Raw genomic sequence first — 12,208 nt, forward strand, 5'->3', positions numbered from 1 at the left:
CAGATTGGTTAGTCATTGCTTATTCTCCTGTTATTGGATTATAAGCAGTTACACACTTTTTAGGAAAGGCTCTCATGGTGTACAGAACGTTAGTTTTTCGAGCTAATAACGCTATCTTGATCAAATTTACGAGATATCTTAGGTATGCAACATATCAATAAAATCTTCGAATGAGTCAGCTACATGATTAATAACCATAGAGCTTGTACCGTCATCATGATCTACAAATTCATCATGACAGACTAAAACGATTTTAGGCTTCTTAGTCATAGCATCATGTCGATAATCAAAACAGATGTAGTCCCCGTTCGCACAAATTGCAAATAAAACTATGTTTTTATAACCGAAATTACTGATATCTGATACATTTTCTTGATTACTGATAATATCACCATCGATATGATCAGTTTTAAAGCTTAAAAAATTAACATCTCTTTCATCCTTTTCTCCATAAACATTCGTAAAATCAAAAATATTGTTTTCCAATCTCAGAGCATCATATTTAGTTACTAGGTCAGTATAATTACTTGGGAAAACATGACTAATAATTTCTTCTGCTTTGAATATTATATCAATATCTACTTTTCCATTATCTCTATAAATATTTATAATATACCTCCTATCCTACGGTAGATTGCGGTGTTCAAGCTTAGCAAGATCAATTAGCACAAATAATATAATATTAATGAAAAAAAATGGAATGATGCTTTGAAAAAAGTATTTATTATTGTGTTCTAATACATGTTCGGTGCGCTATACAGGCATCGAGCATCTTCTAACAATTATGAAGGTAGTACAATGAATTCTGAAAACCGAAATATCGATGTTAATGCTACTCTTCGTTTGCTTAGCTCACTTAAATCTTCTGTGTATGACAGAGACCGAGATAAAGCATTAGCTATGATTAATAATATTACCAATCAATTAACTGATGAACCTCATAGTGAGCGTTGTAATTCAGTACTTGAACAACCTCATACTGGGTGGTGTATATATTGTTGGGAGAAACTTACAAGGATTAACTAATAATTGATGCTGATTCCTCAGCTAGTTCCAATAATGTATACCCTAGCGGAACCAGTTATTTCACCCTTCAAACCTACTAACAGACCACTTAAAACAGACTGTTAATAGGGAACCATCTATAACAGGCTTTTGACTCAAGGAACTGGATACTGTGCTTTTCTAATAACATTAGCCTATTCTTAGTAATAAATAAGCCACCCATAAGAAGGTGGCTTATTAGCGCTTGAATCACTTGAATTTATTATTACACATTAAAGCCTATGTGCTTCCCTGTTGGCAGCTCAACGTCGATACGAAGCTTACCACCCATAGCCTCAACATATTTTTTCATGGTCGATATTTTAAGATCATTACCGCGATTTTCTATAGCAGACAATGAAGGCTGTTTAATACCCATGGTTTGAGCCAGCTCTTTTTGAGAGATCTCTAACTCTTCACGGATACGAGACAGCTGGTTTTCTAAAAGCAGTTGCTCTGCCAATTGTTTAATACGCGCTTGGCTATCCAAAGAACGCTCAGCTAACATCTCTTGTAATGTCTTAGTCATGTTATGGATCTCCTAAAGTTCTGAGATGACACTCATACTGCTGGTCTGCAGTGGCTAGCATTTCTTTATAAAAACGCTTTTTATTACCCTTATCACCGATACAAAGCACAATTGCTTGCCGCTTTGGGTCAAAGGCAAAAAAGGCTCTGAGTGGCTTGCCTCTGTGCTGAACACGCAACTCTTTCATGTTGGTAAACTTTGAATCATACACCGTATCTACTAAAGGGCGACCCAAGCTTGGACCTTGCTGTTCTAAAACCACCAAAGCTGCCAGTACTTTTTCTTGCGTTGATTCATCTTGCTGATCAAACCATTGGTTGAACAGCTCTGTTGTGATGACAGTCCACATATAAAAACCAATATATAGATTACAGTCTATATTATACAACTAATCTGGACACTCTGCAATTATAGTGAGCAGCTCTTAACAGCCTATTCTTAGTAGCGACCATATTTTCTATCGTTAACCTATACTGTTAATGAGAAGGAAGCGAGTTTTGGCTATGCTTGTGGGAAAGAAGGGCACTGTAGACCTGACATAATTGCCACAGGTTCAGACGGTAAAATAGTACTATTTGAAGTAAAAACAGGCAACGCCGATTTATCTATTCGTCAAAGTGAAATTTACCCGCAAATTAGAAATGGTGATGCCATTCCGCGCGGTCAGGTAGCAGAAGATTTTGGGTTAATACCTGGCGTACCATTGAAAGAACAGGATTATCCTAATGGTGTTCCTATTGAAGTTATTAACTATGAAGGACTAAGCAATGACTAAAACAGAGCTATACAACATCTTAACAGACAATGGCTGGACGATAAAAAAAGGCATTGATGACTGCGCCTATAAGCAATTACCTGACAGACAAATTCAAGTCATACCTGGTATCAAAAAATTAATAGATAAATACCAGATAATTATGATGCCGAGTGTGAGTACCAAAGACTTTAGTATTTTGGTTGAGTATATTCATGAAAATAAGAAACCAAGAACAATAGTGCACTCTGGTATCGTCAGAAATAATCAACAATCTATCTATACTCAAAATCTAACAAGAGAGGTTGTCGAAAATTATCTTCAAGAAATTGAAATATGGGCGCAAGAACAAGATATTGAAGCAGGGTTGTTAAAATATAGTGCGATTCCATTTGATACTAAAGGGATTTATCCACTCTATCACTTATCAGCCTTAGCCATTACAGGACAAACAGCAAAGTTGAAAGAGTATTTACAGAACTTTAAGCAAGGGGATAGAATGACATTTTCCAATTATATTAAACAAGACTATATTGAACGAGCATTGGAAACTGCTGAGGCGCATCGATAACGTCATCTTCAATATATAGCACTAGAAATAATCTTTAAAAGGCAACGATACAAATTACGTATCATTGCCTTTTTGCTTGTTTAAGATGATAGTTTTAAATTGATTTGAAAGCTCAACCTCTTAAAAATGATGGTGACATGAGAACTAATGCAGATCGTATGAAACAGGGTGGATCACCGTATGTACTGAAAAATGGTCAATATGAGCAGGTTCAGCTTCATCATTCACGTCAAGATGGGCGCGGTGCTTTATTTGAAACTTCTGAATCAACTCATTTAAATCTCACTAATCAAAATGGTAGACAAGCAGTGCATCCATATTCACCTCAGCAGCATCTAGATTATCCAGTTGATAGACCCAGTTTTAAGACTGATAAAGAAACTTATTAGAAAGATCGTTTAAACCAATTACAAGGAAAATAATATGAGCTCATTCGGTAATCCCCCCACTAAATAAGAACACTTAAAAATAGAGATTAACTGCTAAACTATCAGCAGGAGATTCTTATGAAAAAGACACGCTTTAGCGACAACCAGATCGTTAACATCCTAAAACAAGCGGAGCAAGGCGTACCTATTGCTGAGCTGTGCCGCGAGCATAACATTGGACAAAGCACTTTCTACAACTGGCGCTCAAAGTATGGCGGCATGGATGCCTCTTTAATTGCGCGTTTAAAAGAACTTGAAGTTGAGAATGCTCGATTAAAGAAGATGTATGCCGAAGAGCGTCTCAAGTCAGATATCCTACAGGATGCTATGACAAAAAAGTGGTAGCGCCGCTTGGGCGCAAAGCATTAGCTAGTCACTACATCAAAGAGCGCAGTATTAGCATACGCAAAGCATGCCATATCTTTAACATCAGTGTGACTTGCTACTACCATAAGTCTGCGGCTTCTGACGAAAATAAGCAGATAGCTGACTTGCTTATAGAGCTGACCGAGCAGAACAAAAACTGGGGCTTTGGGTTGTGCTTCTTAACCCTGCGTAATGTGATTGGACTACCCTACAACCATAAGCGTGTGTATCGTATCTACTGTGAGCTTGAGTTGAATCTGAGAATCAAACCTAAGCGTCGTATTAAACGCGTTAAACCAGTACCACTTGCTATACCTGATAGCATAAATCAAAGCTGGAGCATGGACTTCATGCATGATGCCTTAACCGATGGCCGTGCCTTTAGACTGTTCAACGTGATTGATGATTACAACCGTGAGGCCCTAACCGTTGAAGTTGACTTCTCGCTACCAGCTCAAAGGGTTATACGTATTTTAAATCAGTTAATTGAGTACCGAGGTAAGCCGATTCAGATAAGGTGTGACAACGGCCCTGAGTACATCAGCAATACCTTAAAAGAATGGGCTTGCGATCAAGGCATTACGATAAGCTATATTGAACCTGGCAATCCACAGCAAAATGCTTATGTGGAGCGCTACAACAGAACCATGCGCTATGATTGGCTAAATCAGGAGTTGTTTACAGATTTAGATCAAGTCAGAGAGCAAGCTGAAGCTTGGTTGTACCACTACAATTATGAACGCCTTAGTATGGGTAATAATGGCTTTACGCCAATGCAAAAACTAAAACATGCAGCTTAATTCTATTGGATAAGTGTCTTATGCTTGGGAGGGTTACCCTTCATCTTCAGAGATATTCGATCCGCTGGTTAACTTCTCCTTGCTCGCAAGTAGTAAGTTATCCATCGCAGAGCCATCTTGACGGGTGATATCGGGTACATAGCGGCTATACACCCGAAACAGCATCTCCGTACTGCTGTGACCCATCTGCCGTGCTATCCATTCAGGATTTTCACCAGCAGCCAGCCAAAGCGTCGCTGCCGTGTGCCGAGTCTGATAAGCCCGCCGATGTTTAAGACCGAGTAGGGCAAGCGTCGGTTTCCACACCCGCCGATTCACATTGCGGTACTCCATGGGATTACCTTGTGAATTGCAAAACACAAACTCTGACTTACCAAAGGTACGTGCCTTCTGCTCTAGTAGGGCGTCATAGACCAACTGCGACATTGCGATATCACGTTGTGAGCCCAACGTCTTTGTCGGACCCATCTCACCGTTGACTAACGCACCACGTATACTGATCTCACGGCGATCAAAGTTAATGCAGTCCCATTTCAGCCCATCAATCTCACTGGTACGCATCCCCGTAAAGAAGCGGATGGTGTAGTAGGGCTTATAGTCTGCGCGGACATGCTTTAAAATCAGCCATACTTCACTCAGTGTGAACGGGTTTACATCCGGACGAGCTTGCTTGAGATTCTTAATATTTTTATAAGGCATCTCAAACTCATGGCGATCTGACGCTTCTTCTAGTATCATACGAAGAAGTATCATGATCTGGTTGATTCGTGCTACTGACAGACTTGACTGACCATCTTTACCGTAACGAACTTTGGCGAGGGAGCTACGGAAGGTCAGCAAGTCTGGTTTTTTTATCGCATGTACTGCTTTACCACCAAACTCAGGTAATAAGTACTTATTCAAAATAATCTGTGTCTTTTGCCGATAGCTCGGTCGCCATTCAATTTTCTTCTCCTCATACCAAATCTCTGAAAACTGCCTAAATGTAGGGTTGCGACTGATACAAGCTTCCGCTCTATCAGCCAGTGCGGTCATCTCTTTTAAACGTGTACTCTTCGGAAAGTAGGCGCCATAGTCAAAGATGCCTAGGGTTATTTTTGCATCTATCTCTTTTGCCACTAAAGTCAATTTTTTAACGTTTGCGGGAGTATCAGGGAAGATTGTTGTCTCACGGCAACGAATATTCATATATGTGAAATCTATGAATAGCTTGCCACGCCTTGCTCTTACTGATGCCATTGTTAATCTCCTTGTTTAAATAAAACTTACTGTAAAGCCATACCGTTGATAGCACTCATAACCGGCTTGCACATATCTTCTTCGATACGCTCCCATACGTACAAAATCTTGCGACCGCCAAAAGGACGAATGTAATGAATGTTTTCAATTAAAACAGTGTCCTTAAGTTGGTTACGGATAGTACGGGCGTCGTATTTGATACGGTCGGCTAATTCTTGAGTAGTGAGATAAGTCTGTGACATAATAGTTCTCCAGTCAGTATTAAATAGTTTTTAATAAACACTTTGTTGTTGCCAACGAGTACTATATTATCAGAAAAGTAGTCATTGGCAAGTACTTTTTACTTACCAATAAGGATTTTATTGTGATTTCATGTAACTTACCTGTTCTTTTAGCAGAAAGAAGGTTACGTGTAGCAGATTTAGTGAGAATGACGGACATCAGTAAATCGACGCTGCATAGAATATATAATGACGAGACGACTAGAATTGAGTTCGATACTTTGAGTAAGCTATGTAATGTATTAGAAGTAACGCCAGGGGATATTTTGAAATATGTTCCAGATGAAGTTAATGATGGGAGCTTTTCAGAAGAGGAGTAGATTGACTATCGTGATAACCTTTGATAGGAAATTGCTAGCTGAAGGCATATTAGGGCTGAAGCATACTTGTAAGGCTTAATGATTTATATTGTTAGGTTGGAGTCATGATTTTTTTAAGTCACGATTAGCCTTGAGCACTATGTATCTTAAATATATTTCCAATAAACGAGGCATCTAAAAAGCACGTTTTTTGCTGGATTGAGGTTGGGTTCAAAAATCAGCATAGTGCCAAATTCACTAGGTTAGGTGTCATGATGGTTTTTGAATCAAAAATAGCTAGGTTGTGGTCAGATACGTATATGGAGTTTTAGGGCAGGGCACGGTATGGGCACCAAATGGGCACCGCACCGAAAATAAGCTTTTTGATTGAGTAGCTAAACTTAACTGGATCAGAAAAGATATTTAGAAATATCTTCTACAAGCCTTGAAAATTGGACAAAAAAAAGCCTCACTGTTAAGTGAGGCTTTTTAAGTATTTGGAGCGGGAAAAGAGATTCGAACTCTCGACCCCAACCTTGGCAAGGTTATGCTCTACCACTGAGCTATTCCCGCTAATGATCAATTAACTATCGTCAGTTGATGAAGGCGTATTATACGCAGTTTTATTTACCTGTCAACACCTAACACGAAAAAAAGTAAAAGTTAGCAAAACAGGCATGTCATCCAGTCATAATTTTATGTTATAACAGTTTATTATAATATGTATTCCAAAAGCTTTGTATGGAAGAAATAAGCTGGTGTGCATTTTATAAGAAACCCCATCTTTATTGATAGTTATCAATACTTATAATCTTAAGCATTAAGGATAAAAAATGAGTCAACAATATACCATCGCGGATTATTTATTCGATCGTATCGCTGAAGCGGGTGCGACTGAAATCTTTGGCGTGCCCGGTGATTTTAATTTAACGTTTTTAGATAATATTATTGCGTCTGATAAATTGCGCTGGGTCGGCAATACCAATGAGCTAAATGCTGGCTATGCTGCTGATGGCTATGCACGCGAGCGGGGCTTTGCTGCTATGGTGACGACCTTTGGCGTGGGTGAGCTATCGGCGATTAATGCTACCGCGGGCTCTTTTGCCGAGTACGCACCCGTGCTGCACGTGGTCGGTGCGCCAAGTACCGCCCTGCAAGATTCAAAACGCCGGATTCACCATACCTTGGGTGATGGCGTTTTTAATCATTTTATTAAAATGGTTGAACCGGTCACCGTGGCACGCGCGCAAATCACGCCTGATAACGCTGCCTCTGAGATTGATCGTGTGATTCGAGTTATTCTGAAAAAGCATCGTCCCGGTTATTTGTTGTTGTCACCCGATGTGGCAAAAATGCCGATTTATCCGCCAACGACCAAGCTTGATGATAGTCAGGAAGATATCACTAGCCAAGCCGCGTTGGCAGACTTCAAGCAAGCATTGATAGATTTTTTACCTAATAAAACCACCACACTGATGGCAGATTTGATGGTGCATCGTTTGGGATTACAAAATCAGCTAAAGGCTTTAATTGCTGATACCGACATTCCTTATACGACGTTATCATGGGGCAAAACCTTGCTTGATGAAAATAGTGAGCGTTGGGCAGGTACTTATGCAGGTGTGGCATCGCGGCCTGTGGTTAAAGACGCGGTAGAGAATTGCGAATGCTTAATTAAAATCGGCGTGCAATATACCGATACGACCACCGCAGGTTTTAGCCAAGATATCGATGAAAAAGTCGTGGTTGATTTGCATTATGAGCGGGCATCTATCAGCGGTCAGAATTTTGCCCCGATTGCGCTCAAAGATGCGCTGCAAACCCTGCATGAAGTCATGACCTCAGGCATTAATATCGTACCGAAGCAATTTTGCAAAGAGATGCAGCCGCATGAGCAAAACGGTAAGGATGACGAGCCAATTCGTCAAGATGATTTGTGGCATATCATCGCCGATGCGCTTGATGATAAAAACCTCGTGTTTTCTGACCAAGGCACGGCGTATTTTGGTATCAGTGATGTGCGTCTGCCAGAAGGGGTGACGTCTTATGGGCAGCCAATGTGGGGTTCTATCGGTTATACCTTGCCAGCGAGTTTGGGTGGTGCTATTGCCTCACCGCATAAGCGCAGTATTTTACTGATTGGCGATGGTTCGGCTTTGTTAACCATTCAAGAAATCGCGGTAATGATTAAAGAGCGCATCAATCCGGTTATTGTCCTGATTAATAACGATGGCTATACCGTTGAGCGAGCGATTCATGGTGAAAATCAGCGCTATAATGATATTCCTAAGTGCGACTGGCAAATGATGCCAAAAGCCTTTGGCGCCACGGAAGAAAATAGTCTCATACTTAAAGCAGAAACCGCTGGCGAACTAAAAGCAGCGCTCGAAAAAGCCGCTGCCACCAAAGATAAACTGGTGATGTTAGAAGTGATGACAGATAAACACGATATCCCGCCATTATTGGCTGATATCAGCGCTGCCCTTAAACCAAAATAGCCTAAGTGAAATAATTTTATAATTTGCATGAGTATTTATCATTTGCCATTAATAATGATTAAGCATTTATAAAAACACTGAACACTTATAAAACAGAAAAGTCCTATTTGGCATTATGCTAAATAGGGCTTTTTTAATATTCTCAGACTAAGGTTTATAGTGGCGCTAAAAGTCTTTATGATTGAACAAAGAAAGAGCCAATAGTGAATGTTTTCTATAGGAATTGCAGGCGTACGACGCTTAACACAAACTACCGTTAGGATTCTATGTTATACAATAGGGTGGGCTTTTATAGATTGGGTTTTTAAAGTTAGACAGTTAAGAGAACTACAATAAGACTGTTTAATTTAGAGCATTTCAATTTGCAATTTTATGGAACAATTACGCTAAAAAAGCTGAAGGGCGCACTCACATAATAATGATTAAAAATAGGGCTTAAAAAAGATGGATACCTTAAATATCCTGTATCTCGTAGGAGCAGTTTTAATTTTTGCCAGTATCATGGCAAGTACCTTGTCGGCGCGTTTGGGCGTGCCGCTATTATTGTTGTTTTTAGTGGTCGGGATGCTCGCCGGTGAAGAAGGCATCATGGGTATTGAGTTTTCTCAATATGGTATTGCCAACTTTGTCGGGCAGGCGGCGCTGGCTTGTATTTTGTTAGATGGTGGACTGCGTACCTCGTTTAAATCTTTTCGAGTTGGGCTAAGACCTGCTATCACGCTTGCCACGTGGGGTGTACTGGCGACAGTGATGATACTGGGCGTGTTCGTCACGTGGCTACTCGATGTCGATTGGCGTTTTGGGCTATTGATGGCGGCAATCGTCGGTTCGACCGATGCGGCAGCGGTATTTTCATTGCTGCGAAATGGCGGTGTGAAGCTTAACGATCGCGTGCAAGCAACGTTGGAGCTCGAATCTGGTGCCAACGACCCACTAGCCATTTTATTAGTCACAGGATTGATTGCCCTAAATGTCGACCCTGCTGGCCAAACGGTACTGGGCTTTATAGGCTTGCTATTACAGCAGCTTAGCTTTGGTCTCGGTATGGGTTTATTATTCGGTTATTTATTGGCAAGGCTATTACCGAAGATACATTTGGCAGAAGGCATGTATGCCATATTGATATTGTCGGCGGGCTTGGCGGTGTTTGCGGCGACCAATTTAATCGGTGGTAGTGGGTTTTTGGCGGTTTATCTAGCTGGCGTGCTGATAGGCAACCATAAAGTGCGCTCAACCGAGCATGTCATGCGCGTAATGGACAGCTTTGCATGGTTATCGCAAGCCGTCTTATTTGTGGTGCTGGGTCTATTGGTCACGCCATCAAACGTCATTAACGTTTGGTATTATTCAGTCGCGATTGCAGCCTTTATGATTTTGATTGCTCGTCCTATCGCGGTCTATAGCAGCGTAAAACCCTTTAAATTTAAAGACCGAGAAATCGGTTTTATTTCTTGGGTTGGTTTGCGCGGTGCCGTACCGATTACCCTTGCTATTTTGCCTGTAATGGCGGGTATTGACGGCGCCTTTATGCTGTTTGATATTGCCTTTGGCGTAGTGGTTTTATCCTTGATTTTGCAAGGCACAACCATTCCCTTTATGGCGGATTTATTTAAAGTACGCATTCCTAATAATAAAGATCCCGAAGAGAAGCATGAGGTTTGGGTATCGGATAAGGCGAGCATTACTTTATATCAGTTTCAAGTAAAGTCAGGGGCGTTTGCGATTGGACGTCATCCAAAAAGCATTTCTAACCACGTTAACCCTGATGAAATTAGCGTGTTTGCCTTGGTACGCGGGCAGCAGATTGTCATTGTCGACGAAGATACTAAGCTGAAATTTGGTGATAGCGTGTGGTATGCGATGCGCGGCAATCATGCCAGCCAAATTGCGCGGATTTTTAATGACACCACCTTAGACCGCAAAGCTATCGATGATTTTTATGGCGATTGGCTCCTATCACCGAGCGTTAAGCTGGGCGATTTGCCGTTTTTTACTGGTGTCATGACCTCAGAGTCTTTGGTCGATAAACTAAAATCTAAACCAGAAGATAACGAAAAAAATATGTGGCAGCAAACGGTTGCTGAATACGTTAAAGGTAACCTAGATATGGCGCCGGTATCGGGCGATACGGTGGCGATTAATGATGAGTGGTCACTGGTCATCAAAGAAGTCGATGATAAAGGCAAGCTTAGAACGATTGGTTTAAAACGTGAAGAGCTACCAAAAGCAGGGTAGCTGTTTATGGTTATTTTTTGCCACGATTATTTATCGTTATTCTTTATTATTATCCATTAAATGCTTGTCACTTTATAAAAGCCCAGTCATTTGCTGCAAAAAATCAGCGACATGCTTATGCAGATTTTCTCGATAGGCCCAATGGTGCTTGACCTCGTAACCTGCCTCATTGGGCAATAGTATTTTCATCATCCCTTTCTCTTCATAACGCTTGGCCAAATCATTGGGCAAGTAGCCGACATGATGACCCGCCAAAATTAACTGTGCCGTCGCCTCCATATGGTACGTGGTGGCACTTAACGTTTTTGGGCGGACATGATTGATGCTCAAATCGGTAATATAACCCCGTTTTATCCATGGATAATTTTGTTCCAAATCCTCAAAGGTTAAACCGGCTGATTTATTAAATAACTGATGCTCACGGCCACAGCAGACGACTTGCTTTTCGATAAATGCTGGCTGAAAGGTCAATAGAGGCGGAAAGCTGCCAAAATATCCCACGCCAATATCACTTTCGTTGCTAAGTAACTTATCAAGCATACTCTCAGGGCTTTGCACATCGATAGAAAAGTGAATAAGCGGATTGTCGCGATAGCTTGCAGCCAAGCACTGACGTAACGCATCATAAAATACCGTTGGCATCTGATCGATAAGACATAATCGAATATGACCGCCGCGTACCGAATCCAGTTGCCGAATATAGTGCAATTGATGCTGAAAGCTGGCCACTGCCTCATTAAAGCTTAAGCAGGCCTCATAAACCGCTGCGCCATCTTCAGTGAGCTTAAAACCCGCGCGCCCACGATGACAAAGCGTCATACCCAAACGATCTTCTAAATGGGTTAAATGACCACTAATGACAGACGGCGTGACATTTAAGCGTGACTGCGCGGCGGTCACACCTTGGCATTCTACGATGGCCATAAAGCTACGCAGGGTCTTAATATCAATTTTTATCAATTCATCTAGCATTAAAGGTCATGTTCCCGTATCTATTATCTTAATCTGTCTTAACCAAATTTTTTATAAAACTTCTATAAATAACGAATAAATCAAAGTTACTACGAAAAACCAGAAGTTTACTTCTGAATTTTACCATGGTCTCGCTTCCGATATTTAGGTATTGTCAGAGCTATAGAAAAAACGGCATAGAAAAAAAGTAAT

12 protein-coding genes and 1 tRNA gene are annotated in these 12,208 nt (G+C 40.9%); 6 read left to right on the forward strand and 7 right to left on the reverse strand.

Translation table 11 applies throughout. From position 1 onward, the window contains the following. Positions 1-138: 138 nt before the first annotated feature. The 3 genes from V7D75_RS06405 to V7D75_RS06415 form a co-directional block, all read right to left on the reverse strand. Complete coding sequence (locus V7D75_RS06405; RefSeq protein WP_333613914.1) at positions 139-612, reverse strand: SMI1/KNR4 family protein; 474 nt, start codon at positions 610-612, stop codon at positions 139-141. A gap of 658 nt (positions 613-1,270) precedes the next feature. Continuing rightward, positions 1,271-1,573, reverse strand: a complete 303-nt coding sequence (locus V7D75_RS06410; protein ID WP_011512377.1) for a helix-turn-helix domain-containing protein — start codon at positions 1,571-1,573, stop codon at positions 1,271-1,273. Position 1,574: 1 nt separating this feature from the next. After that, complete coding sequence (locus tag V7D75_RS06415) at positions 1,575-1,922, reverse strand: type II toxin-antitoxin system RelE/ParE family toxin (protein WP_333613883.1); 348 nt, start codon at positions 1,920-1,922, stop codon at positions 1,575-1,577. 418 nt (positions 1,923-2,340) lie between these two features. On the opposite strand from V7D75_RS06415, the gene V7D75_RS06420 reads away from it, so the two are divergent. The 3 genes from V7D75_RS06420 to V7D75_RS06430 all read left to right on the forward strand — a co-directional run bounded on the left by V7D75_RS06420 (position 2,341) and on the right by V7D75_RS06430 (position 4,492). Further along, complete coding sequence (locus V7D75_RS06420) at positions 2,341-2,898, forward strand: DUF6990 domain-containing protein (RefSeq protein WP_333613884.1); 558 nt, start codon at positions 2,341-2,343, stop codon at positions 2,896-2,898. 137 nt (positions 2,899-3,035) lie between these two features. Next, entirely contained in the window at positions 3,036-3,287 is a 252-nt protein-coding gene (locus tag V7D75_RS06425; RefSeq protein ID WP_333613885.1) for an HNH/ENDO VII family nuclease, read from the forward strand. A gap of 117 nt (positions 3,288-3,404) precedes the next feature. Further along, a protein-coding gene (locus V7D75_RS06430; protein ID WP_333613886.1) for an IS3 family transposase occupies positions 3,405-4,492 on the forward strand; the annotation gives its coding sequence in 2 pieces (ribosomal slippage) (positions 3,405-3,657 and positions 3,657-4,492; 1,089 coding nt in all). A gap of 33 nt (positions 4,493-4,525) precedes the next feature. Here the strand turns inward: V7D75_RS06430 and V7D75_RS06435 are convergent. Together V7D75_RS06435 and V7D75_RS06440 are read right to left on the reverse strand one after the other, a co-directional pair. Further along, the gene (locus V7D75_RS06435; RefSeq protein ID WP_333613887.1) at positions 4,526-5,731 is read right to left on the reverse strand and encodes a site-specific integrase; all 1,206 of its coding nucleotides are present in this window, start codon (positions 5,729-5,731) and stop codon (positions 4,526-4,528) included. 26 nt (positions 5,732-5,757) lie between these two features. Beyond that, positions 5,758-5,973, reverse strand: a complete 216-nt coding sequence (locus V7D75_RS06440; RefSeq protein WP_021815097.1) for a hypothetical protein — start codon at positions 5,971-5,973, stop codon at positions 5,758-5,760. Between the two features lie 188 nt (positions 5,974-6,161). Here V7D75_RS06440 and V7D75_RS06445 point away from each other — a divergent pair, with 188 nt between their 5' ends. After that, entirely contained in the window at positions 6,162-6,332 is a 171-nt protein-coding gene (locus V7D75_RS06445; RefSeq protein ID WP_333613915.1) for a helix-turn-helix domain-containing protein, read from the forward strand. A gap of 477 nt (positions 6,333-6,809) precedes the next feature. Here V7D75_RS06445 and V7D75_RS06450 read toward each other — a convergent pair. Next, a tRNA-Gly gene (locus tag V7D75_RS06450) sits at positions 6,810-6,884 on the reverse strand. A 260-nt stretch (positions 6,885-7,144) separates the two neighbouring features. On the opposite strand from V7D75_RS06450, the gene V7D75_RS06455 reads away from it, so the two are divergent. Beyond that, on the forward strand, positions 7,145-8,809 hold the full coding sequence (locus V7D75_RS06455) for an alpha-keto acid decarboxylase family protein (protein ID WP_333613888.1): 1,665 nt from the start codon (positions 7,145-7,147) through the stop codon (positions 8,807-8,809). A 444-nt stretch (positions 8,810-9,253) separates the two neighbouring features. Next, complete coding sequence (locus tag V7D75_RS06460; protein ID WP_068407969.1) at positions 9,254-11,044, forward strand: potassium/proton antiporter; 1,791 nt, start codon at positions 9,254-9,256, stop codon at positions 11,042-11,044. Between the two features lie 72 nt (positions 11,045-11,116). Here the strand turns inward: V7D75_RS06460 and V7D75_RS06465 are convergent, their stop codons facing one another. Beyond that, positions 11,117-12,016 carry a LysR family transcriptional regulator gene (locus V7D75_RS06465; RefSeq protein WP_333613889.1) on the reverse strand — a complete coding sequence of 300 codons (900 nt, stop codon included), beginning with the start codon at positions 12,014-12,016 and terminating at the stop codon, positions 11,117-11,119. Positions 12,017-12,208: the final 192 nt, after the last annotated feature.

Source organism: Psychrobacter sp. (assembly GCF_036731945.1).
In the GTDB taxonomy this organism is placed as follows: Bacteria; Pseudomonadota; Gammaproteobacteria; order Pseudomonadales; family Moraxellaceae; genus Psychrobacter.

Coding starts and splice junctions, on each gene's coding strand:
- V7D75_RS06410 (WP_011512377.1), bottom strand. CDS start 1,573: ATGACTAAGACATTACAAGAGATGTTAGCTGAGCGTTCTTTGGATAGC.
- V7D75_RS06460 (WP_068407969.1), top strand. CDS start 9,254: ATGGATACCTTAAATATCCTGTATCTCGTAGGAGCAGTTTTAATTTTT.
- V7D75_RS06445 (WP_333613915.1), top strand. CDS start 6,162: ATGACGGACATCAGTAAATCGACGCTGCATAGAATATATAATGACGAG.
- V7D75_RS06455 (WP_333613888.1), top strand. CDS start 7,145: ATGAGTCAACAATATACCATCGCGGATTATTTATTCGATCGTATCGCT.
- V7D75_RS06465 (WP_333613889.1), bottom strand. CDS start 12,016: ATGCTAGATGAATTGATAAAAATTGATATTAAGACCCTGCGTAGCTTT.
- V7D75_RS06440 (WP_021815097.1), bottom strand. CDS start 5,973: ATGTCACAGACTTATCTCACTACTCAAGAATTAGCCGACCGTATCAAA.
- V7D75_RS06435 (WP_333613887.1), bottom strand. CDS start 5,731: ATGGCATCAGTAAGAGCAAGGCGTGGCAAGCTATTCATAGATTTCACA.
- V7D75_RS06415 (WP_333613883.1), bottom strand. CDS start 1,922: ATGTGGACTGTCATCACAACAGAGCTGTTCAACCAATGGTTTGATCAG.
- V7D75_RS06425 (WP_333613885.1), top strand. CDS start 3,036: ATGAGAACTAATGCAGATCGTATGAAACAGGGTGGATCACCGTATGTA.
- V7D75_RS06420 (WP_333613884.1), top strand. CDS start 2,341: ATGACTAAAACAGAGCTATACAACATCTTAACAGACAATGGCTGGACG.